This window comes from Kitasatospora sp. NPDC034533, assembly GCF_055575155.1.
Map to the genome: position 1 here is coordinate 142,500 of NZ_JBVITE010000015.1, position 22,208 is coordinate 164,707.

At 72.3% G+C, this 22,208-nt stretch carries 20 protein-coding genes; 3 read left to right on the forward strand and 17 right to left on the reverse strand.

What is annotated here, in order from left to right; translation table 11 throughout:
* Nucleotides 1–333: 333 nt before the first annotated feature.
* Complete coding sequence (locus ACZ55U_RS14150; RefSeq protein WP_465525971.1) at nt 334–1,563, forward strand: DUF349 domain-containing protein; 1,230 nt, start codon at nt 334–336, stop codon at nt 1,561–1,563.
* 81 nt (nt 1,564–1,644) lie between these two features.
* On the opposite strand, the gene ACZ55U_RS14155 is transcribed toward ACZ55U_RS14150, so the two are convergent.
* From ACZ55U_RS14155 to pgsA, 16 genes are all read right to left on the reverse strand, one after another.
* Complete coding sequence (locus ACZ55U_RS14155; RefSeq protein WP_465526018.1) at nt 1,645–4,062, reverse strand: RelA/SpoT family protein; 2,418 nt, start codon at nt 4,060–4,062, stop codon at nt 1,645–1,647.
* 192 nt (nt 4,063–4,254) lie between these two features.
* Nucleotides 4,255–4,806: an adenine phosphoribosyltransferase gene (locus ACZ55U_RS14160; RefSeq protein ID WP_465525973.1), complete on the reverse strand. Its 552-nt coding sequence runs from the start codon at nt 4,804–4,806 to the stop codon at nt 4,255–4,257.
* 30 nt (nt 4,807–4,836) lie between these two features.
* Nucleotides 4,837–5,940 (reverse strand): protein translocase subunit SecF, encoded by a 1,104-nt coding sequence (gene secF / locus ACZ55U_RS14165; RefSeq protein ID WP_465525975.1) that lies wholly within the window; start codon nt 5,938–5,940, stop codon nt 4,837–4,839.
* Nucleotides 5,941–5,944: 4 nt separating this feature from the next.
* Nucleotides 5,945–7,768, reverse strand: coding sequence for a protein translocase subunit SecD (gene secD / locus ACZ55U_RS14170; protein ID WP_465525977.1), 1,824 nt, complete (start codon nt 7,766–7,768; stop codon nt 5,945–5,947).
* 150 nt (nt 7,769–7,918) lie between these two features.
* Nucleotides 7,919–8,332 carry a preprotein translocase subunit YajC gene (yajC, locus tag ACZ55U_RS14175; RefSeq protein WP_465525979.1) on the reverse strand — a complete coding sequence of 138 codons (414 nt, stop codon included), beginning with the start codon at nt 8,330–8,332 and terminating at the stop codon, nt 7,919–7,921.
* A gap of 260 nt (nt 8,333–8,592) precedes the next feature.
* Entirely contained in the window at nt 8,593–9,663 is a 1,071-nt protein-coding gene (ruvB, locus tag ACZ55U_RS14180; protein WP_465525981.1) for a Holliday junction branch migration DNA helicase RuvB, read from the reverse strand.
* A 53-nt stretch (nt 9,664–9,716) separates the two neighbouring features.
* Entirely contained in the window at nt 9,717–10,328 is a 612-nt protein-coding gene (gene ruvA, locus ACZ55U_RS14185) for a Holliday junction branch migration protein RuvA (RefSeq protein ID WP_465525983.1), read from the reverse strand.
* Nucleotides 10,325–10,912: a crossover junction endodeoxyribonuclease RuvC gene (gene ruvC, locus ACZ55U_RS14190; RefSeq protein ID WP_465525985.1), complete on the reverse strand. Its 588-nt coding sequence runs from the start codon at nt 10,910–10,912 to the stop codon at nt 10,325–10,327. The genes ruvA and ruvC overlap by 4 nt, the downstream gene beginning before the upstream one ends.
* A 138-nt stretch (nt 10,913–11,050) precedes the next feature.
* The gene (locus ACZ55U_RS14195; RefSeq protein WP_465525987.1) at nt 11,051–11,809 is read right to left on the reverse strand and encodes a YebC/PmpR family DNA-binding transcriptional regulator; all 759 of its coding nucleotides are present in this window, start codon (nt 11,807–11,809) and stop codon (nt 11,051–11,053) included.
* Between the two features lie 89 nt (nt 11,810–11,898).
* A complete protein-coding gene (pdxT, locus tag ACZ55U_RS14200) occupies nt 11,899–12,516 on the reverse strand; it encodes a pyridoxal 5'-phosphate synthase glutaminase subunit PdxT (RefSeq protein ID WP_465525989.1) in 618 nt (205 codons plus the stop codon).
* Nucleotides 12,517–12,613: 97 nt separating this feature from the next.
* Nucleotides 12,614–13,537: a pyridoxal 5'-phosphate synthase lyase subunit PdxS gene (gene pdxS, locus ACZ55U_RS14205; RefSeq protein ID WP_449789499.1), complete on the reverse strand. Its 924-nt coding sequence runs from the start codon at nt 13,535–13,537 to the stop codon at nt 12,614–12,616.
* A 117-nt stretch (nt 13,538–13,654) separates the two neighbouring features.
* Nucleotides 13,655–14,200: a hypothetical protein gene (locus ACZ55U_RS14210; protein WP_465525991.1), complete on the reverse strand. Its 546-nt coding sequence runs from the start codon at nt 14,198–14,200 to the stop codon at nt 13,655–13,657.
* A gap of 35 nt (nt 14,201–14,235) precedes the next feature.
* Nucleotides 14,236–14,601 (reverse strand): 5-carboxymethyl-2-hydroxymuconate Delta-isomerase, encoded by a 366-nt coding sequence (locus tag ACZ55U_RS14215; protein WP_465525993.1) that lies wholly within the window; start codon nt 14,599–14,601, stop codon nt 14,236–14,238.
* 60 nt (nt 14,602–14,661) lie between these two features.
* On the reverse strand, nt 14,662–15,846 hold the full coding sequence (locus ACZ55U_RS14220) for a glycosyltransferase family 4 protein (protein ID WP_465525995.1): 1,185 nt from the start codon (nt 15,844–15,846) through the stop codon (nt 14,662–14,664).
* A gap of 52 nt (nt 15,847–15,898) precedes the next feature.
* A complete protein-coding gene (locus ACZ55U_RS14225) occupies nt 15,899–16,852 on the reverse strand; it encodes a phosphatidylinositol mannoside acyltransferase (protein ID WP_465525997.1) in 954 nt (317 codons plus the stop codon).
* Nucleotides 16,853–16,868: 16 nt separating this feature from the next.
* Nucleotides 16,869–17,516, reverse strand: a complete 648-nt coding sequence (gene pgsA / locus ACZ55U_RS14230) for a phosphatidylinositol phosphate synthase (protein WP_465525999.1) — start codon at nt 17,514–17,516, stop codon at nt 16,869–16,871.
* A gap of 235 nt (nt 17,517–17,751) precedes the next feature.
* On the opposite strand from pgsA, the gene ACZ55U_RS14235 reads away from it, so the two are divergent.
* Nucleotides 17,752–19,800: an elongation factor G-like protein EF-G2 gene (locus ACZ55U_RS14235; protein ID WP_465526001.1), complete on the forward strand. Its 2,049-nt coding sequence runs from the start codon at nt 17,752–17,754 to the stop codon at nt 19,798–19,800.
* Nucleotides 19,801–19,804: 4 nt separating this feature from the next.
* Here ACZ55U_RS14235 and ACZ55U_RS14240 read toward each other — a convergent pair whose 3' ends face one another.
* Nucleotides 19,805–20,236 carry a thiol-disulfide oxidoreductase DCC family protein gene (locus ACZ55U_RS14240; RefSeq protein ID WP_465526003.1) on the reverse strand — a complete coding sequence of 144 codons (432 nt, stop codon included), beginning with the start codon at nt 20,234–20,236 and terminating at the stop codon, nt 19,805–19,807.
* A gap of 195 nt (nt 20,237–20,431) precedes the next feature.
* Between ACZ55U_RS14240 and ACZ55U_RS14245 the strand changes: the two genes are divergently transcribed.
* Entirely contained in the window at nt 20,432–22,078 is a 1,647-nt protein-coding gene (locus ACZ55U_RS14245; protein WP_465526005.1) for a hypothetical protein, read from the forward strand.
* The last annotated feature ends 130 nt before the right edge of the window (nt 22,079–22,208 follow it).

The window sequence follows — 22,208 nt, forward strand, 5'->3', positions numbered from 1 at the left end:
CACCCCCTCAGCCCCCCCGCGTGCCCCCCCTTCCCCCCCCCCCCCCCCTCCCTCCCCCCCCCCCCCCCCCCCCTCCCCCCCCCCCCCCCCCCCCCCCCCCCCCCCCCCCCCCCCCCCCCCGGCCCGAAATCGCCCGGCCCGGATGCGGACAGCACCGGTCCTGGTCGCCTATGTTGGCGTCGTATAGGGTGCCCGCACCCGCCTGGCCGTCACCCTCGGCAGCAAGGCACGGCGGACGGGGACGGCGGACTCTTTCGGTCCGTCGCACATCAACTGTGGACGACGGACGCGCGCCGCCCCGGCGCGGGCGCGACGTCATGTGGAGGACGCGCTATGAGCAGCGACCCGTGGGGCCGTGTGGACGAGCAGGGCACGGTCTACGTCAGGACGGCCGACGGCGAACGCGTCGTCGGTTCCTGGCAGGCCGGCTCGCCCGAGGAGGCCCTCGCCTACTTCGAGCGCAAGTACCAGGGCATCGAGGTGGAGATCGGCCTGCTGGAGAAGCGGGTGCGCACCACCGACCTGGCCGCCAAGGACGCCCAGGCCGCGCTGGAGCACCTGCGCGCCCAGGTCGTCGAGGGGCACGCGGTCGGTGACCTGGAGGCGCTGGCCAAGCGGCTGGACACGCTCGCCGGTGAGATCGAGAGCCGGCGCGAGGAGCGCAAGGCCGCCCGCGCCAAGGCCCAGGACGACGCCCGCGCGGCCAAGGAGGCCCTGGTCTCCGAGGCCGAGCAGCTCGCCGAGTCCACCCAGTGGCGGGAGGCCGGGGACCGGCTGCGCGCGCTGGTGGACACCTGGAAGGGCCTGCCGCGGCTGGACCGCAAGAGCGACGACGAGCTGTGGCACCGCTTCTCGCACGCCCGCTCGGTCTTCTCCAAGCACCGCAAGGCGCACTTCGCCACCCTGGACGCCGAGCGCGAGAAGGCCCGGCAGACCAAGGAGGCGCTGGTCGTCGAGGCCGAGGCGCTGTCCTCGTCCACGGAGTGGGGCAGCACCGCCGCCGCGTACCGCGACCTGATGGCCCGCTGGAAGGCCGCCGGCCGGGCCCAGCGGGACGTCGAGGACGAGCTGTGGGCGCGGTTCCGCGGCGCCCAGGACGTCTTCTTCCAGGCCCGCTCCGCGGTGTTCAGTGAGCGGGACGCCGAGCAGGTGGAGAACCAGAAGCTCAAGGAGGCGCTGGCCGCCGAGGCCGAGGCGATCCTGCCGATCACCGACCTCAAGGCCGCCAAGGCCGCGCTGCGCGAGATCAACGAGCGCTGGGAGGCGATCGGGCACGTGCCGCGCGAGGTCCGTCCGAAGCTGGACGGCCGGCTGAACGCGGTCGAGCGGGCCGTCCGCGAGGCCGAGGACGCCGAGTGGAAGCGCTCCAACCCGGAGGCCAAGGCCCGCGCGGCCGGCATGGTCGGCCTGTTCCAGGCGAAGGCCGACAAGATCCAGGCCGACCTGGACAAGGCCCGCGCGGCCGGCAACGCCGCCAAGGCCGCCAAGCTGGAGTCCGAGCTGGAGGGCGTGCGCACCCTGCTGGAGCAGGCGCACAAGAGCCAGGAGGAGTTCAGCGGCTGATCGCCTGACGCGCTGGACGACGAAGGCCCCCGGGAGATCCCGGGGGCCTTCGTCACTGCCGCCTTCGGACGGGGCCTCCGCCTACTTGTTGCGGGCGGAGGTGACGCGGTAGACGTCGTACACGCCCTCGACGCCGCGCACCGCCTTGAGCACGTGGCCCAGGTGCTTCGGGTCGCCCATCTCGAAGGTGAAGCGGCTCATCGCGACCCGGTCGCGGGAGGTCTGCACCGCCGCCGACAGGATGTTGACGTGCTGGTCGGAGAGCACCCTGGTGACGTCCGAGAGCAGCCGGGAGCGGTCCAGCGCCTCGACCTGGATGGCCACCAGGAAGACCGAGGACTGGGTGGCCGCCCACTCGACGTCGATCATGCGCTCCGGCTGCTGGCTCAGCGCCTCCACGTTGACGCAGTCGGCGCGGTGCACCGAGACGCCGTTGCCGCGGGTCACGAAGCCGACGATCGGGTCGCCCGGCACCGGGGTGCAGCAGCGGGAGAGCTTGACCCAGACGTCCTCGACGCCCTTGACGATCACGCCCGGGTCGCCCTTGGCCCGGCGGCGCACCGCGCGCCGGTTGTCGTGGGTCGGGGTCGCGGTCTCCGCCAGGTCCTCGGTCGCGCCGTCCTCGCCGCCGAGCGCCTGGACCAGCTTCTGCACGATGTTCGGCGCGGCGACGTGGCCCTCGCCGATCGCGGCGTAGAGCGAGGAGATGTCGGGGTAGCGCATCTCGTGGGCCAGGGTGACCAGCGAGTCGCCGGTCAGGATCCGCTGGATCGGCAGGCCCTGCTTGCGCATCGCCCGGACGATCGCCTCCTTGCCGTGCTCGATCGCCTCCTCGCGGCGCTCCTTGGAGAACCAGGCACGGATCTTGTTGCGGGCCCGCGGCGACTTGACGAAGCCCAGCCAGTCCCGGGACGGGCCGGCGTTCTCCGCCTTGGAGGTGAACACCTCGACGGTGTCGCCGTTCTCCAGGGTCGACTCCAGCGGCACCAGCCGCCCGTTGACCCGGGCGCCTATCGTGCGGTAGCCGACCTCGGTGTGCACCGCGAAGGCGAAGTCGACCGGGGTGGCCCCGGCCGGCAGGGCTATCACGTCGCCCTTGGGCGTGAAGACGAAGACCTCGTTGCTGGCCAGGTCGAAGCGCAGCGACTCCAGGAACTCGCCCGGGTCGGCGGTCTCCTTCTGCCAGTCCAGCAGCTGCCGCAGCCAGGCCATCTCGTTGACGGCGCCGGCCTTGTCGTCCTTGCGGACCTGGGTCGGGGTGTCGGTGCGGACCTTGGAGGCCCCGGCCACCGCGCGCTGCTTGTACTTCCAGTGCGCGGCGATGCCGTACTCGGCCCGCCGGTGCATGTCGAAGGTGCGGATCTGGAGTTCGACGGGCTTGCCGCCGGGACCGATCACCGTCGTGTGCAGCGACTGGTACATGTTGAACTTGGGCATCGCGATGTAGTCCTTGAACCGCCCCGGCACCGGGTTCCACCGCGCGTGGATGGTGCCCAGCGCCGCGTAGCAGTCGCGGACGGTGTCGACCAGGACCCGGATGCCCACCAGGTCGTAGATCTCGGCGAAGTCCCGGCCCCGGACGATCATCTTCTGGTAGACCGAGTAGTAGTGCTTCGGCCGGCCGGTGACGGAGGCGGTGATCCGGGCGCCGCGCAGGTCCGCCTGGACCTGGTCGATGACGGTCGCCAGGTACTCGTCCCGCTTGGGGGCGCGCTCGGCGACCAGCCGGACGATCTCGTCGTACATCTTGGGGTAGAGGATCGCGAAGGCGAGGTCCTCCAGCTCCCACTTGATGGTGTTCATGCCCAGCCGGTGCGCCAGCGGGGCGTAGATCTCCAGCGTCTCGCGGGCCTTCTTCTCCTGCTTCTCCCGCTTGAGGTAGCGCATCGTGCGCATGTTGTGCAGGCGGTCGGCCAGCTTGATCACCAGGACCCGCGGGTCCTTGGCCATCGCGACGACCATCTTGCGGACGGTCTCGGCCTGCGCGGCCTCGCCGAACTTGACCCGGTCCAGCTTGGTGACGCCGTCCACCAGCAGGGCCACCGAGTCGCCGAAGTCCTTGCGCAGGGTCTCCAGGCCGTAGTCGGTGTCCTCGACGGTGTCGTGCAGCAGCCCGGCCATCAGCGTCGGGGCGTCCATGCCGAGCTCGGCGAGGATCGTCGCCACGGCCAGCGGGTGGGTGATGTACGGGTCGCCGCTCTTGCGCTTCTGCCCCCGGTGCCACTTCTCGGCCACCGCGTAGGCACGCTCTATGTCGCGCAGCAGGGCCGGATCGGCCTTGGGGTCGTTGGCCCGGATCGAGCGGAACAGCGGCTCCAGGACAGGGTTGAGCACGCTGGAGCGCTGGCCGCCGAGGCGGGCCAGCCGGGCCCGCATGCCGCCGGTGGAGCCGCGGCCGGAGGGGCCGAGCGAACGCGAGGAGGTCGGCGCCGGGCGTGCCGGGGTGGCCCCCGAGGGCGTGGGACGGTTTTCGGGGGCGGGCGCTGCGGCCGTGGGCACAACCTCGTCGGGCAAGGACAACTCCTCGGGGCACCGGGGCCGACCCCTGCCGAGGCCCGAACGGTCGGACACAACCGGGAGGGGGATGAATCTTCATGGTACCGAGCCGGGCGCCCCGGTGTTCATCCGGCCGGGCCAGGAAACGGAAGGGCGGCGGTCGGATGCTCCGACCGCCGCCCTCCGACCGATCCGTCAGACCGTGACCAGCGTCTCCAGCGGAGCGCCGCCGAGGTGCCCGGCCAGCCGCTCGCGGCCGTCCAGGAAGCCCAGCTCCATCAGCACCACGACGCCCACCAGCTGGGCGCCGGCCTCCTTCACCAGGTCCAGCGAGGCGCCGATGGTGCCGCCGGTGGCCAGCACGTCGTCCACCACCAGCACCCGCTCACCGGGCGCGAAGGCGTCGCACTGCACCTCCAGCGTCGCCGAGCCGTACTCCAGCTCGTAGCTGCGCCGGAAGACCTCGCCGGGCAGCTTGCCCTGCTTGCGGATCGGCACGAAGCCGAGCCCGGCCGCGACGGCCGCCGGGGCCGCCAGCACGAAGCCGCGCGCCTCCAGGCCGACCACCTTGGTCGCACCGAGCGCGTGGGCCCGCTCCGCCAGCGCCCGGGTGAGGGCGCCGAAGGCCTCGGCGTCGGCGAGCAGCGGCGCGATGTCCTTGAACAGCACACCCGGCTTCGGGTAGTCCGGGACGTCCCGGATGCGGCTGTTCAGCAGGTCGGCCAGTGCGGTGTCGGCGGTGGTCACGGTGTTCGTTCCTCGGGTTCCTGGTCGGGGTCAGCGCTTGGTGGACGGACGGCCCTTGGCGCGGGCGGCGCCGGCCGAGCGGCCGCGCTGTCCGACCATACCCGCGGGCTGCTCCTCGTCCGCCGGCTCCTCGTCGCCGGGGGCGCCGCCCTCGGTCTCGGCCTTGGCGGCGGCCGCGGCCCGGTGCTGGAGGACCCGCTTGCGCAGGGCCTTCATCTCCGGCTCCTCCTCCTTGAGCTGCGCCAGCAGCGGGGTGGCGACGCAGATCGAGGAGTACGCACCGGCCGCGAGGCCGATGAACAGCGCGAGCGAGATGTCGTTCAGGGTGCCGGCGCCCAGGATGCCGCCGCCGATGAACAGCAGCGCGGCCACCGGCAGCAGCGCCACCACGGTGGTGTTGAGCGAGCGCACCAGGGTCTGGTTGAGGCCCGCGTTGGCGGCCTCGCTGTAGGTGCGCTTGTTCTGCTTGGTGATCCCCTTGGTGTTCTCCTTCACGGTGTCGAAGACGACGACCGTGTCGTAGAGCGAGTACCCGAGGATGGTCAGGAAGCCGATCACCGTACCCGGGGTGACCTCGAAGCCCACCAGGGCGTACACGCCGATGGTGATCAGGAGGTCGTGGATGAGGGCGACCAGGGCGGAGACCGCCATCCGCCACTCGAAGGCGATCGCCAGGTAGACCGTCACCAGGACCATGAAGACGATCAGACCGGTGAGTGCCTTCTGGGAGATCTGCTTGCCCCAGCTGGGGCCGATCACCTGGGCCTCGACGGTGTCCAGCGGCACGCTGAGCTTCTGCGAGAGCTCGGAACGGATCTCGTCCGAGCTCTTCGCCTCCTCGGTGCTGACCTGGATGCGGATCTTGCCGTTGTCGGTCGACTGCACCAGCGGGTGGGAGGAGACGATCCCGTCCGCGGTCTCCTGTGCCTGCGAGACCGTCAGGCCCGGCTTGGACACGGTGTAGACCGAGCCGCCCTTGAACTCGATGCCCAGGTGCAGGCCCATGGCCAGGCCGATCGCCGCGACGAGCACGATCACGCCGGAGATGGAGTACCAGAGCTTGCGGCGACCGACGAAGTCGAAGCTGACTTCGCCCTGGTAGAGCCGGTGGCCCAGGTTGGAGAAGCGTGACACGGTGTCAGGCCTCCTTCACGGCGGCAGAGGAGGGGCTACGGCGACGGCTGCTGCGCAGCGGCGGGCGGGCGCCCAGCCGCTTCGGGTCCAGGCCGGACCACGGGTGGCCGTTCAGGAAGAACTTGCGGCGGGCCAGCAGCGTGATCAGCGGCTTGGTGAAGAGGAAGATCACCACGACGTCGAGCGCCGTGGTCAGACCCAGGGTGAACGCGAAGCCCTGGACCTTGCCGACCGAGACCACGTAGAGCACGGCCGCACAGAGGAAGGACACGAAGTCCGAGACCAGGATGGTGCGCCGGGCGCGCGGCCAGGCCCGCTGGACCGCCGGGCGCAGCGGGGCGCCCTCGCGGACCTCGTCGCGGATGCGCTCGAAGTACACGATGAAGGAGTCGGCGGTGATGCCGATCGCGACGATCGCGCCGCAGACCGCCGGCAGGTTCAGCGCGAAGCCGATCGCGTTGCCGAGCAGGCTCATGATCGAGTAGGTCAGGGCCGCCGAGACGAGCAGACCGGCGATCGAGACCAGGCCGAGGCCGCGGTAGTAGATCAGCGAGTAGGCGACCACCAGGACCATGCCGATCGCGCCGGCGATCAGGCCGGCCTTGAGCTGGTCGCTGCCGAGCGCCGGGGAGACGGTGGTGATGTCGCTCTTGGTGAACTCCAGCGGCAGGGCGCCGTAGCTCAGCACGTTGGCGAGGTCCTGCGCCTCGGCCTGCGAGAAGCGGCCGGTGATGACCGCGCTGCCGCCCGGGATCGGTCCGTTGACCTGCGGGTGGGAGACGACCTGGTTGTCCAGCTCGATGGCGAACTGGTTGGTCGGCGGGGTCTGGGTGGCCAGCTGGCCGGTGACCTTGGCGAAGGCGTCGGCGCCGGTGCCGTTGAACTGGAGCTGGACCTGCCAGCCGGCACCGGTCTGGGTGTCGATGGTGGCCTGGGCCTTGGAGACGTCCGAGCCCTTCACGGCCACCGGGCCGAGGGCCAGCTTCTCGTAGTAGCCGTTCTCGGCCTTCTGGGAGCAGGCGACGACGGCCTTGTCCTCGGGGCCGGTCTGGGCGGCGCGGACCTCGGGCTTGGAGCAGTCCAGGGCGGCGAAGGCGGCCGCCAGCTCCGGGGGCACGGTGCCCTGGGTCATCGCGGCGCTGATGTCGGCGTCGCTCGGCTGGGTGGCCGGGGCGGTCGGGGCGCCGGTGGCGGCCGGGGCCGCGCTGCCGGTGGCGGCGGGAGCGCCGCTGGCGGCGCCGGTGGCGGCGGGGGTCGGGCTGGCGCCCTCGGCGGCCAGCGCCTCGCTCGCGGCGCGGCCCTGCTTGGTGGCGCTCGCGGTCGCGGACGGGGCCGCGCCGGTGGCCGACGGGGTGGCGCCGGCGGACGGCGTCGCACCCGGGGTGCCGGTGGCGCCCGCGGAGGGGGTGCCGGTGGGCGCCGGGGCGCTGATGCCGCTGGGGGCCACGGCCAGGACGGGGCGGAAGAACAGCTTGGCGGTGGTACCCACCTGGTCCGCCGCGTTCTGCCGGTCGCCGCCCTTGGGGATGTTCACGATGATCGTGTCCGAGCCCTGGGTCTGGACCTCCGCCTCGGAGACACCCATACCGTTGACCCGGCGCTCGATGATCGAGACGGCGATGTCCATGTTGGACTTGTTGAGCGCCTTGGGATCGGTCGACTTCGCGGTCAGCGTGATGCTGGTGCCACCGGCGAGGTCGATACCGAGCCGGGGCTTGGTGGTGCCCGTCCCGAACATGAGGGCGACCAGTCCGACGGTGACGACCAGGATGAGGGCCAGTGCCCGCCCTGGGTAGCCGTCGCGCGGGCGCGACTTGGGTGTTGCCACCTTGCTCGTTTCTCCCTGTCCATGCCACTTTCCCGGCCGTACCCCCGGCCGGTGCGTTGACTGGACGGGGGTACGGCGGTTCTGCGGCCCTGAGGTCCTGTGGGCTCGCGGCACACTGCGCCGCGCGGCCGGGCGGGTTGCCCGTCCGTACTACTTGCTCGCGGGAGCCCCGCCCTCGGCATCGCCCTTCTCGGCGCTGTCCTTGGTGAGCGTCAGCGGCTTGTCACCGGCCGGCTCGGCGTCGGTCTCGACGTCCTCGGCCTCCGGCTCGGCGAGCTCCTCATCGGCGGGGCGGCCGTTGATGATCGCGTCGTACTCCTGGAAGTCCAGGACCGCCGCGATGGCGCTCTTGGTGAAGTGGGTGACCACGCCGGGCGCGATCTCCAGCTCGACGGTCTCCTCGTTGACCGCCTTCACCTGGGCGTACAGGCCGCCGATGGTGCGCACCCCCGCCCCGGGCTCCAGCGCCGTCTGCATCTGCTGCATCTGCTGCTGGCGCTTCTTCTGCGACCGGAACATGAGCACGATCGCGATGATCGGGAGGAGAAGGATGATGAGGTTCACTGCAGCCAGGGTCCTTTACGGGCCGCCGGCCGGCGGCCTGTGTGGTATTGGTCGGCCCGTCAGGTGAGAGGGGCGGTCCGGCGGAGTCTAGGCGACCCAGAATCGATCGGACAACGCCAAGCATCGCATCCTGCCGCCGAAAGTGGCGACCCTCCGCCTGCACGGTTTCGCCGGATGCCGTTCCGGCCTCCTCCGTGCGCCACCAGGGGAAGCCCGGCCGGGAACCGCCCGGGCCCAGTCACCCGTTCAGCCGATGGCGGTCAACTTCCGTCGGCGGGTGACGGCTCCGGCCGGGCCGGAGCGCCGCCGCGAGTGGTCTGGACCGGTGGAGTCAGGCCGAGGTGCTGCCAGGCGGCGGCGGTGGCGATCCGGCCGCGCGGGGTCCGGGCGAGCAGCCCCTCGCGGACCAGGAAGGGCTCGGCGACCTCCTCGACGGTCTCGGCCTCCTCCCCCACGGCCACCGCGAGTGTCGACAAACCGACCGGACCGCCGCCGAACAGCCGCAGCAGCGCGTTCAGCACCGCGCGGTCCAGCCGGTCCAGCCCGCGGGCGTCCACCTCGTAGACGTCCAGCGCCTGGGCGGCGATCCCGGCGGTGACCTGCCCGTCGTGGCGGACCTGCGCGTAGTCGCGGACCCGGCGCAGCAGCCGGTTGGCGATGCGCGGGGTGCCGCGCGAGCGCCCGGCGATCTCGGCCGCGCCGGCCGGGTCTATCTCCACGTCCAGCAGCGCGGCCGAGCGGTGCACCACCCGCTGGAGCTCGGCCGGGGCGTAGAACTCCATGTGCCCGGTGAAGCCGAAGCGGTCGCGCAGCGGGGGCGGCAGCAGGCCGGCCCGGGTGGTGGCGCCGACCAGGGTGAAGGGCGGCAGCTCCAGCGGGATGGCGGTCGCACCCGGACCCTTGCCGACGATCACGTCGACCCGGTAGTCCTCCATGGCCATGTAGAGCATCTCCTCGGCCGGCCGGGACATCCGGTGGATCTCGTCGAGGAAGAGCACCTCGCCCTCGGTGAGCGAGGAGAGGATCGCCGCGAGGTCCCCGGCGTGCTGGATGGCCGGGCCGGAGGTGATCCGGATCGGGGCGCCCAGCTCGGCGGCGATGATCATGGACAGGGTGGTCTTGCCGAGCCCGGGCGGTCCGCTCAACAGCACGTGGTCGGGCGCGCTGCCGCGCTTGCGGGCGGCCTGGAGCACCAGGGACAGCTGCTCGCGCACCCGCTCCTGGCCGATGAACTCGTCCAGCAGCTTGGGGCGCAGCGCCGCCTCCACCGCCTGGTCCTCACCGTCGGCGGCGGCCGTGACCAGCCGGTCGGCGGGTTCCGAGTCGTACATCCTCGCGGGCTCCAGAGTCTCCGGTGTCGACAAAAAGACAGATCGGCAGGTGGTCAGCGGGCGCGGTTGAGGCCGCGCAGGGCGAGCCGGAGCAGGGCGCCGACGTCCGGCGTGGCCTGCGCCTCGGCCTCCGGGGTGACGGCGGCGACCGCCTCGTCCGCCTCGCGCGGCGCGTAGCCGAGGCCCGTCAGCGCGGAGTGCAGCTGCTCGCTCCACGGCGCCGGTCCGGCGGCGAGCGGCTTCTGCGCGGGGACGGCGCCGTGCGGGGCGCCCAGCTTGTCCTTGTACTCCAGCAGCAGCTTGGCCGCCTTCGCCTTGCCGATGCCCGGCACGGCGACCAGCGCCTTCTCGTCGCCGCCCGCGACGGCGGCGCGCAGCGCGTCGGGGCTGTGCACGCCGAGGATCGCCTGCGCCAGCTTGGGGCCGACGCCCGGCGCGGCCTGGAGGATCTCGAACACGGCGCGCTCGTCGTCGTCCGCGAAGCCGAACAGGGTCAGCGAGTCCTCCCGGACCACCAGCGAGGTGGCCAGCCGGGCCGGCTCGCCCAGCCGCAGGCCGGCCAGGGTGTTCGGGGTGCACTGCACGGCCATGCCGACCCCGCCGACCTCGACCACCGCCGTCCCGGAGGAGATGGCCGCCACGGGGCCCTGCACGAAGGCGATCATCGAACGCTGCTCCCTCTCACGGGGGTGGTACGGGTTCTCGGGGGTGCCACCGGGGTGGCGCGGGGTGCGGTGCGGGCGGCTCGGACGGCGGCCTCCAGCCGGTTCGTCGCCCCGCCGCGCCAGATGTGGCAGATGGCCAGCGCCAGCGCGTCGGCGGCGTCGGCCGGCTTGGGCGGCGCGTCCAGCCGCAGCAGGCGCTGCACCATGGCGGTGACCTGCGCCTTGTCGGCCCGGCCGGAGCCGGTGACGGCGGCCTTGACCTCGCTGGGGGTGTGCAGGGTGACGGGGATGCCGCGCCGGGTGGCGCAGAGCATCGCGACCGCGCTGGCCTGGGCGGTGCCCATCACGGTGCGCACGTTGTGCTGGGCGAAGACCCGCTCGACGGCGACCAGGTCGGGCCGGTGCTCGTCCAGCCAGGCTTCGAGGCCCTGCTCGACCCGGAGCAGCCGCTGCCCGATCTCGGCGTCGGCGGGGGTGCGCACCACGCCGACCCCGGCCATCCGCAGCGGCCGGCCCGGCGTGCCCTCGACCACGCCGACCCCGCACCTGGTCAGCCCCGGGTCCACGCCCAGTACCCGTACCACTCGCCCCGCCTCTCGTCGATCGCCGCTCGCAGGCGACCTGCGAAGGCTACCGTCCGGGTCCGACAACCCGACCGACGACACCGGCCCGGTGGTCCAGGGACCACCGGGCCGGGCAGTGAGAACGGTCACGCGGGGCCGTTACTCCGAGTCGAGCTGCGCACCGACCTCGTCGGGGATGTCGAAGTTGGCGAAGACGTTCTGCACGTCGTCGCTGTCCTCCAGCGCGTCGATCAGCTTGAGGATCTTGCGGGCGCCCTCGACGTCCAGCTCGACCTGCATGCTGGGCAGGAAGTTGGCCTCGGCCGAGTCGTAGTCGACGCCGGCGTCGACCAGCGCGGTGCGCACGGCGACCATCTTCGAGGCCTCGGAGACGATCTCGAACGAGTCGCCGAGGTCGTTGATCTCCTCGGGCTCCTGGTCCAGGACGACCTCGAACAGCTTGTCCTCGTCCACGCCGTCGGCCTTGGGGACGATGACGACACCCTTGCGGGTGAACAGGTAGGACACCGAGCCCGGGTCGGCCATCGAGCCGCCGTTGCGGGTCATCGCGACGCGGACGTCCGAGGCGGCGCGGTTGCGGTTGTCGGTGAGGCACTCGATCAGGACGGCGACGCCGTTGGGGCCGTAGCCCTCGTACATGATGGTCTGGTAGTCGGCGCCGCCGGCCTCCAGGCCGCCACCGCGCTTGACGGCGCGGTTGATGTTGTCGATCGGGACCGAGCTCTTCTTCGCCTTCTGGATGGCGTCGTACAGGGTCGGGTTGCCCGCCGGGTCGGGGCCGCCGGTGCGCGCCGCCACCTCGATGTTCTTGATCATCTTGGCGAAGAGCTTGCCGCGCTTGGCGTCGATCACGGCCTTCTTGTGCTTGGTGGTAGCCCACTTAGAGTGGCCGGACATCGCCAGCTCCTTTACGTCGCCAAAGGGAAATGAACAGATGAGATCTTACCGGTGTCGCCACCGGTGAGGCGCACACGGTCGGTGGCGGCCTACTTACCGGCGAGGTGCTCCTCGACCATGCGCACGAAGTACGCGTGCACCCGGTGGTCGCCGGTCAGCTCCGGGTGGAACGAGGTGGCGAGCAGATCGCCCTGGCGCACCGCCACGATCCGGCTCTCCGGGCCGTCCGCGGCGGGCAGCTGGGCCAGCACCTTGACGCCCGCCCCGACCGACTCGACCCAGGGGGCGCGGATGAACACGCCGTGCACCGGCGCGTCGTCCAGGCCCGCGAACTCGACGCCGGACTCGAAGGACTCGTTCTGGCGGCCGAAGGCGTTGCGGCGCACCGTCATGTCGATGCCGCCGACGGTCTCCTGGTCCTCGCGGCCGTCCAGGATCTTGTCGGCCAGCATGATCATGCCCGCGCAGGTGCCGTAGACCGGCATCCCGGCGGCGACCCGCTCGCGCAGCGGCTCCATCACGCCGAACAGCAGGGCCAGCTTGGACATGGTGGTGGACTCCCCGCCGGGGATCACCAGCGCGTCGACCTCGGCCAGCTCCTCGGCGCGGCGCACCGGACGGGCGAGCGCGTCGGCCTCGGCCAGCGCCACCAGGTGCTCTCGGACGTCGCCCTGCAGGGCGAGGACGCCGATGACAGGAGTGCTCACGGTCTTCAACCTCTATCGATCGTTACGACGGAACTACGTGGCGCGGCCCGCCGCGCACCGAGGCGCTGCGGCGGGCCGGCCCGGGAACTGCGGGTGGTTACCAGCCGCGGTTGGCGTAGCGCTCGGTCTCCGGCAGGGTGTCGCAGTTGATGCCGACCATGGCCTCGCCCAGGTTGCGGGAGGCGTCCGCGATGACCTTGGGGTCGTCGAAGAAGGTGGTGGCCTTCACGATGGCGGCGGCGCGCTTGGCCGGGTCGCCCGACTTGAAGATGCCGGAGCCGACGAAGACGCCCTCGGCGCCCAGCTGGCGCATCAGCGCGGCGTCGGCCGGGGTGGCCACGCCACCGGCGGAGAACAGCACGACCGGCAGCTTGCCGAGCTCGGCGACCTCCTTGACCAGCTCGTACGGGGCGCGCAGCTCCTTGGCGGCGGCGTACAGCTCGTTGTTGTCCAGCGCGCGCAGGTGGCCGATCTCGTTCTTGATCTGGCGCAGGTGGCGGACGGCCTCGACGACGTTGCCGGTGCCGGCCTCGCCCTTCGAGCGGATCATGGCCGCGCCCTCGGCGATGCGGCGCAGGGCCTCGCCCAGGTTGGTGGCGCCGCAGACGAAGGGGGTGGTGAAGGCCCACTTGTCGGAGTGGTTGACCTCGTCGGCCGGGGTCAGCACCTCGGACTCGTCGATGTAGTCGACACCCAGCGACTGGAGCACCTGGGCCTCGACGAAGTGACCGATGCGGGACTTGGCCATCACCGGGATGGAGACGGCCTCGATGATCTCCTCGATCATGTTCGGGTCGGACATGCGGGCCACGCCGCCGTCCTTGCGGATGTCCGCCGGAACCCGCTCCAGCGCCATGACGGCCACCGCGCCGGCGTCCTCGGCGATCTTGGCCTGCTCGGCGTTGACCACGTCCATGATCACACCGCCCTTGAGCTGCTCGGCCATGCCGCGCTTGACCCGGGCGGTACCGATCTGCGGCTGGTCTGCGGTGGTGGGGGTGGTGGACACGTGAGACCTCACTCGAAGATGAATCAGTGCTATCGCCCTATGGTAGGCAGACCGGATGGCCCATCCATGCGCCACCAAGTCCAGCCCGGACGACGGGATACGACAAACAGGCCGTATCCGGGGGACACCTTAAGCAGGTGCTCCTTCGGGCGTGAGAGCGGGAGGCGGGGCGTCGTCCATCTCGAAGGCCAGCGGGAACGGCGCCTTGCCCGCCAGCCGGAAGTAGCGCACCAGCCGGTGCTCGCGCACCGCCCGCGCCGCCCGCACCGCGTCGTTGTGGAACCGGCGCGCCATCGGCACCCGGCGCACCGCGGCCGTCAGATCACGAACCGCGTCCTCGCCCCCCGGCTCCGCCACCAGCGCCGCCACCTGCTCCGGCTCCTCGAACACCGCCCGCAGGGCCAGGCTCAGCTGACTCTCCGCCACCTCGCGCTGCTCGTCCCGCGCCTGCCGGGCCGCGTGCGCCGCGTCCAGCAGCAGCAGCGAGGCCGCCGGATCCAGCAACGAGGACGTCGCCAGCTCCAGCGCCACCGAGGCCCGGCGGACCAGCTGCGCGTCCAGCGCCGCCCGCGCGGCGTCGATCCGGGCGTGCAGCCGGTCCAACCGGCCGGCCGTCCAACTCAGGTACATGCCGAACAGCACCACGGCCACGCCGGCCCAGATCCAGGTAGTCACGGACCGCTACGTTACCGGGTGTCACCGGAACGCCCTCAGGCGGTCGCGTTCCGGTAGCCGTCGCGGTCGATGTCGCAGATGTTCACCGCCGTGAACAGCCGGGTCCCCGGCTTCGGCCGGACGTACCGGGCCAGCAGCTCCAGCACGCCCTCGCTCAGCGCCGCCTTCGCCTCCGGCGACCGGCCCGGGAAGATCTGGAACTCCACGAACACCTGGGTGTCGGAGGCGACCCCGCTGGTGCCCACCACCAGCACCTCGCTCTGCCGGAACACCGTCTTGCACGACTCCGGCTTCGCGTCGATCGTCTCCTCGGCCAGCCGGTTGATCGCCAGGCCGAGGCCCCGGCGGTCGAAGGTGCCCGCCAGCTCGGCGGAGTAGTCGACGGAGATCTGCGGCATCATCGCCCCCGTGGATCGCAGTGGTACGGACCGGCCCGACCCTAACCCCTGCCGGCCGGCGCCCTAGTCTCGGGCCAGCCCGAACCGGCCGCGCCGCCCGCTGCGCACGTCCTCCTCGACCACCGCCGCCGCACCGGCCGTCACCGTCTCGTACACCGCCAGGATGTCCGCGCCGACCGTCGACCAGTCGAACCGCCGCACGTGCCGCGAGGCCGCCTCGCGCAGCTCCTCCAGCCGCGCCGGATCGCCCAGCAGCCGCAGCGCCGTACGGGCCAGCGCCTGCGCGTCCTCCACCGGGAACAGCTCCCCCGCGTCCCCGCCGTCCAGCACCTGCTTGAACGCGTCCAGGTCGCTCGCCAGCACCGGCGCGCCCGCGGACATCGCCTCGACCAGGATGATCCCGAAGCTCTCGCCACCGGTGTTCGGCGCCACGTACAGGTCCACGCTGCGCAGCAGCCGGGCCTTGTCCGCGTCGCTCACCATGCCGAGGAACTCCACCTGCCGGCGCACCTCCGGCGCCAGGCCCGCGACGGCCTCCTCCTCGTCGCCCTTGCCCGCCACCAGCAGCCGCACCCCCGGCCGCTCCGCCAGGATCGCCGGCAGCGCCGCCAGCAGCGTCGGCAGGCCCTTGCGCGGCTCGTTGATCCGGCCGATGAAACCGATCGTGCCCGGCTCCCCCTTCGCCGCACCGCCGATCCAGCGCTCGTCCGGCTCGGCCTCCGCGAAGAACCCCACGTCCACGCCGTTGGGGATCACCACCGCGTCCCCGCCCAGGTGCTCCACCAGCGTCCGCCGGGCGTACTCCGACACCGCGATCCGGCCCCGGATCTTCTCCAGCCCCGGCTGGAGGATCGGCGAGGCCGCGATCATCATCCGGGAGCGCGGGTTGGAGGTGTGGAACGTCCCCACCATCGGCCCGGTCGCCGACCAGGCCGCCAGCATCGACAGGCTCGGCGCCGCCGGCTCGTGCACGTGCAGGATGTCGAAGCGCCCCTCGTGCAGCCACCGCCGCACCCGCGCCGCCGACAGGATGCCGAAGCTCAGCCGCGCCACCGACCCGTTGTACGGCACCGCCACCGCCCGCCCCGCCGGAACCACGTACGGCGGCAGCGCCTCGCCCTCCTCGGCCGGCGCCAGCACCGACACCTCGTGACCCAGACCGATCAGGTGCTCGGCCAGGTCCCGGATGTGGAACTGCACCCCACCGGGGACGTCCCAGTCGTACGGGCAGACGATGCCGATCTTCACGGGTACCTCAAGCTCCTTCGGACGGTCGTACGGGCGGGCCGCGGACCCGGCCCTACGGCTTGGCGGCCTCGGCCGCGGGCTCCGGGGCGCGCTCCGCCGCCGGGGGCTTCACCGTCTCACGGACCGGCAGGTCGGCCAGCCAGAACCGCTGCAGCATGTGCCAGTCCTGCGGGTGCTCCCGGATGCCCTCCTCCCAGACGTCCGCCATCGCCTGGGTCATCGCCCGGGTGCGCTCCTTGCGGTCGCCCTCCTCGGGCACCGGCACCTCGGGGTGTATCCGCGCCCGCATCAGCGGACCGTCGTACCAGAGCGTCACCGGCAGCAGCGCCGCCCCGGTCCGCTGGCACAGCGCCGCCGGCCCCGCCGGCATCCGGGTCGCCTCACCGAAGAACGACACCTCGATCCCGGCCTCCGACAGGTCCCGGTCCCCCACCAGGCAGACCAGCCGGCCCTCGCGCAGCCGCCGCGCCAGCGTGCCGATCACGTTCACCGAACTGCCGGTCAGCGCCAGGACCTCCATGCCCTGGCCCTCCCGGAACTCCACGAACCGGTCGAACAGCCGCTCCGGCTTCAACCGCTCCGCGACCGTGGTGAACGGATGGCCCCGCTGCGCCACCCAGGTCCCCGCGAGGTCCCAGTTGCCCATGTGCGGCAGCGCCACCAGCGCGCCTCGCCCGGCCTCCAACGCCGCCAGGACGTGCTCGAAGCCCTCCACCCGGACGTCCCGGGCCACCCGCGCCCGGCTCCACACCGGCAGCCGGAACGACTCCATCCAGTACCGCATGTACGAGCGCATCCCGGCCCGGGACAGCTTCCGCAGCCCGGCCTCGTCCAGCTCGGGACGGACCCGGCGCAGGTTCGCCTCCAACTGGAGCACCCGCTTGCCGCGCTTGCGCCACGCGTAGTCCGCCAGCCCGTCGAACAGCCCCCGGGCCACCCGCTCCGGCAGGTGCTTCAGCAGCCCCCACCCCAGCGCGTACGCCCAGTACACCAGTCGGTCCGTCACCGCAGGACGCCCCCCATCAGCTCCCGGCCGCCGCTCGGTCGGCCTCGAACGCCTCCCGGCGCACGGTCAGCATCCGCTGGAACACCGTCACCAGGCTGCCCGCCGCCACCAGCCACAGGGCCACCGGCAGCAACCACTCCACGTACGGCACGCCGAACTTGTGCAGACCCGCGACACCGGCCGCCACCAGGCTGGCCACCAGCCGCTCGGCCCGCTCCACCAGCCCCGACACGTCGCACGGCAGGCCCTGGCTCTCCGCCCGCGCCTTCGTGTACGACACCACCAGCCCGCTCGCCAGGCAGAAGATCGCCACCGCGCACAGCAGGTTGTCGTCACCCTTGCCCGCGTACCACATCGCCAGGCCGCCGAAGATCGCCGCATCGGCGACCCGGTCCAGGGTGGAGTCGAGGAACGCCCCCCACTTCGAGCTCCGGCCCAGCTGGCGGGCCATGTTGCCGTCCACCAGGTCCGAGAAGATGAACAGGGTGATCGTGATGGTGCCCCAGAAGAACTCCCCACGCGGGAAGAACACCAGCGCACCGGCCACCGAACCGGCGGTACCGATCAGCGTCACGGCGTCCGGGCTCACACCCAGACGGATCAGGAACGCGGCGAACGGGGTCAGGACACGTGTGAAGAAGGCACGCGCGTATTTGTTGAGCATGGCCTTCCCAGCCGCTCCGAATCTCCCAGATACCCGCCTGGCGCAACACGCGCGGCAGACGGCCGGGCGGATCAGCCCGTCCGGCGCACCCATCGTAGCCACGCCGGGGACACGCTCCGGCGCACGCACCGCCGCTACCCCGCCCCCGCGCGCACACGCACGGTCACCGAGCACCCGTGCGACTTCCGCCCCTAGACTGCGAAGGACAGCCTCGGCGCCACGGGAGGAGACCCCGATGCCCGACCGCAGCACGGTACGAGCCGGCCAGGCACCCGCCGTCACCGGCCCCAAGGACCTGCGCAACGTCGTCCTCATCGGCTCCAGCGGTGTGGGCAAGACCACCCTCGCCGAATCGCTCGCCCTCGCCGCCGGCGCCATCGGACGGGCCGGCCGCGTCACCGACGGCACCACCGTCTCCGACCACGAGGACATCGAGCACCAGCAGCAGCGCTCCGTCCAGCTCGCGCTCCTCCCGCTCGAATGGAAGGGCGTCAAGATCAACCTGATCGACCCGCCCGGCCACCCGGACTTCGCCGCCGACCTGCGGGCCGCCCTGCACGCCGCCGACGCCGCCGTCTTCGTCGTCTCCGCCACCGACCCGGTCGCCGCCCCCACCCGCGCCCTGTGGCGCGAGTGCGCCGCCGAAGGCATCCCCCGCGCCATCGCGGTCGCCAAGCTCGACCTCGCCCGCACCGGCTTCGAGGACATCCTCACCACCTGCCACGACGCCTTCGACCTGGGCCCGGACACCCTCCGCCCGCTGTTCCTGCCCGTCCTCCACGACGGCCGGCCCGACGGCAGCGTCGACCTCCTCACCGGCGACACCTACGGCGACGCCGCCCCGCTGCCCGACACCGCCCCCGCCCACGACAGCCTCGTCGAGGCCATCTCCGGCCAGGACGACACCCTCATGGAGCGCTACCTCTCCGGCGACCCCCTCGACACCGACTCCCTCGAAGCCGGCCTGCGCCGCGAGGTCCTCACCTGCGCCCTCCACCCCGCCGTCCCCACCAGCGACAACGGCCTCGGCGCCGCCGAACTCCTCGACCTCATCGCCCACACCTTCCCCGACCCCACCGAACGCACCCGGCCCGCCCCCGCGTGCGACCCCGACGCCCCGCTCGCCGCCCAGGTGATCCGCGTCACCGGCGACGCCTACGTCGGCCGGATCAGCCTGCTGCGGGTGTACGCCGGCACCCTGCGCCCGGACACCAAGATCCACCTGGCCGGACCCGTCCACACCGCCGAGCAGGACGGCGACGAGCGCGTCACCACCCTCACCAGCCCCTTCGGCAAACTCCAGCGCCCCGTGCCGCACGCCGTCGCCGGCGACCTCGTCTGCGCCGCGAAACTCACCACCGCCCGCGCCGGCGACACCGTCCACGACCCCGGCCACCCCGTCACCCTCGACGGCTGGACCCTCCCCGAACCGCTGCTCCCGATCGCCGTCGAAGCCCACAGCAAGGCCGACGACGACAAGCTCTCCCAGGCCCTCGCCCGCCTCGGCGCCGAGGACCCGGCACTGCGCCTGGAGCAGAACCCCGACACCCACCAGCTCGTCCTCTGGTGCACCGGCGAGGCCCACGCCGAGGTCGTCCTCGACCGCCTGCGCACCCGCCACGGCGTCCACGTGGACACCGTCGAACCCAAGGTCGCCCTGCGCGAGACCTTCGGCACCGCCGCCGCCGGGCACGGCCGCCTGGTCAAGCAGTCCGGCGGCCACGGCCAGTACGCCATCTGCGACCTGGAGGTCGAGCCCCTCCCGGCGGGCTCCGGCTTCGAGTTCCAGGAGCACGTCGTCGGCGGCGCCGTCCCCAAGCACTTCATCCCCTCGGTCGAGAAGGGCGTCCGCGCCCAGCTCGCCAAGGGCGTCACCACCGGGTACCCCCTCGTCGACGTCCGGGTGACCCTCACCGACGGCAAGGCGCACTCCGTCGACTCCTCCGACGCGTCCTTCCAGAACGCCGCCGCCCTCGCCCTGCGCGACGCCGCCGAGCACGCCGTCATCCGCCTGCTCGAACCCGTCGCCGCCGTCAGCGTGCTCCTGCCCGACGACTACCTCGGCGCCGTCCTCGGCGACCTCTCGGCCCGCCGCGGCCGCGTCCTCGGCACCGAGACCGGCGGCACCGGCCTCACCCTGCTGCGCGCCGAGGTCCCCGAACTCGAACTCGTCCGCTACCCGATCGACCTGCGCTCGCTCACCCACGGCACCGCCGAGTTCTCCCGCGCCTACCTGCGCCACGAACCCATGCCCGCCGCCCTCGCCGAGCGCTACACGGACTGACGCGCTACCGCGCCCCGGCCGCGCCCCCGCGGTCGGGCAGCGCGCACGCCGCCGTACCCCCCGGCATCCGGTGCCGGTTGCGTGACACCCAGCGGTAGACCAGCCCCGCGAGCGGACGCACCGGCGCCGCCGTCAACACGGCGCCCAGGTACGCCCACGCCCCGCCGGAGCGCATCAGCAGCCGCGCGACCGCCTGCGCGCCCCCGTACACCCCCCCGGTCGGCGTCACCCAGAGCACCTCGCGCTCCGCCCGCTCGGCCGACACCTCCCCCCGGCCGCCCGCGCGCCCGTCCAGCCCCACCAGGTCGGCGCACTGGAACGGCACCGCCTCCCAGCCCCCCGAGGCCAGCGTCTGCCGCAGGTACCGCTCCGCCCAGCGCACGCAGGACGAACAGAACGCGCAGTCCCCGTCGAAGACCAGCACCGGATCCTTCACGGCCGCTCCCCTTTCCTCGCTCCCACCGTCCATCCTGCCCCACCCGCACCAGGGGCACCTCGGCGGGCATCGGCTCCCCCCGACCTGGGCACCATGCCCCTCGGGCCTCCGGTGACGGCACTTCAGACGATCATCCCCGCGGGGGTGCCGCGGCACGGTAACCTGCCGCTGACAAGGGGAGGAGGGGACGCCACCGTGACCACACTCGACATGACCCCGGGTGCGCAGATACCCCGGACCGACGCCGGCCCGCAGACCGCCATCACCCAGGGACTCTCCTCGACCGCCTACCGCGACGGCGAGGTCCAGGGCTTCGTCGACGCCGTCACCGACGCCACGGCGAAGAAGGGCCGCTTCGCGCTCTTCCGCCCCAACCTGGGCGAGGCCTTCAGCAAGGCACTGATCTCCCGCGCCCTGGGCGGCGGCCGCAAACCCCTCGTCCCGGCCTTCGGGGTCGACACCCGCCAGGTCGTCGAACACTGCCTGGCCGCCGAGGAACTGCGCAACACCCGCGACCGGCAGCTCAGCACCATCACCGTGGTCACCGGCCTGCTCTTCCTCCCCGGCACCCTGATCTGGCTCGCCGCCTTCCAGCTCCGCGCCTGGCTCAAGCGGGACAACCCGAAGAACGCGGCCGTCTACGGCGGCATCGTGCTCGTCGCGGCCGCCGCCCTCGCCGTCCTGCTCGCGGTGCGCCCGCCGGCCACCGGCATCCTCGGCATCTACCTGCGCGTCACCATGCTCGCCCCGGCCATCGGCTGGTACCTGGCCCGCCGGGTCGTCGAGCGCACCGCCGTGGACCTGCGCTCCCGGTGGCAGGCCCTGGTCGAGGGCAGCGCCGTGGCGGCCTCCGTCGCCAAGGCCGTCCCCCGGGACGACCTCGACAAGAAGGCCGTCGACCTGCGCGACAAGCTCGGCCGGCTGGACGCCGAGCAGGAGACCAACATCCACCACTACGCCGGGCCCAAGGGCATCCTCGGGGCCGGCCGCCGCTGGGGCGAATGGCGCCTGGCCGACACCCTCCACCCCGCCGAGGGCCACGCCGACTTCCGCGCCTTCCACCCCTGGGACCTGATCCGCCGGATCTCCTCCCACCTCAAGGGCCTGGGCATCAGCCACGTCGCCAACAGCGGCATGCCCAACGTCGCCATCAAGCAGTGGGTGGTCTTCGACATCGGCGAGGGCGCCGACGAGATCAGCCGCCCGGCCAACGCCGACATGGACGGCGACCGGATGCGCGACTTCGCGGTGCAGACCATCGCCGACAAGCAGACCTTCACCGGCGGTCCCCGGCACTACCTCGCCACCCAGTTCATCACCCACGACGGCAAGCTGATCCTGACCTTCACCGTCACGGTCACCCTGCTCGCCAACGTCCTGAACATCACCGTGGCCGGCTACGCGCTCGGCCCGGTCAAGGGCGTCTTCTTCGACAAGCCCAAGGACAAGGAGAAGTCGGTCGCCAAGACCGTGAAGTTCTGGGAGGAGCGCACCGTCAAGCTCCCCCTGATCGACAACGACGAAGTCGTCCGCCAGGCCGTCCGCGCCCCCTTCTACCGGATGCCCGGCCTGCTCGGCTGGCTCGGCGGCGGGCTCGGCCTGCCCGAGCCCTTCGGGCTGCGGCACGCCTGGGCCAACAAGCCCTGGGACAACCGCTCCATGATCGACAACGCCCAGAACGCCTCCGTCCCGGTGCTCAGCGCGATCCACGCGGCCACGCTGGAGTTCCTGGAGGAGCACGACCTGGACGCCGACCGGTTCTTCAAGAACCGCACCTCGATCATCAAGTCCGAGGCGCAGAGCCCCCGGCCCTACAAGGTCGACCAGGTCGACGCCGGCTGATCGTCGGCAGCGCGCGGGAGGGCCCCACCGATGATCTTGGGTTCTAACGGTCCTCGCAACACCCGCGATCTGTGGGAGTTGCGAGGACCGTGGCCGTTGGACGCGATGATCTTTCGGGCTTGAGGGAGCG

What these genes read in the sequence shown, in the direction of transcription:
- ACZ55U_RS14150 (WP_465525971.1), top strand. Translation starts at nt 334, where the DNA reads ATGAGCAGCGACCCGTGGGGCCGTGTGGACGAGCAGGGCACGGTCTAC.
- ruvB (WP_465525981.1), bottom strand. Translation starts at nt 9,663, where the DNA reads ATGTACGACTCGGAACCCGCCGACCGGCTGGTCACGGCCGCCGCCGAC.
- ruvA (WP_465525983.1), bottom strand. Translation starts at nt 10,328, where the DNA reads ATGATCGCCTTCGTGCAGGGCCCCGTGGCGGCCATCTCCTCCGGGACG.
- ACZ55U_RS14195 (WP_465525987.1), bottom strand. Translation starts at nt 11,809, where the DNA reads ATGTCCGGCCACTCTAAGTGGGCTACCACCAAGCACAAGAAGGCCGTG.
- ACZ55U_RS14215 (WP_465525993.1), bottom strand. Translation starts at nt 14,601, where the DNA reads ATGATGCCGCAGATCTCCGTCGACTACTCCGCCGAGCTGGCGGGCACC.
- pgsA (WP_465525999.1), bottom strand. Translation starts at nt 17,516, where the DNA reads ATGCTCAACAAATACGCGCGTGCCTTCTTCACACGTGTCCTGACCCCG.
- ACZ55U_RS14235 (WP_465526001.1), top strand. Translation starts at nt 17,752, where the DNA reads ATGCCCGACCGCAGCACGGTACGAGCCGGCCAGGCACCCGCCGTCACC.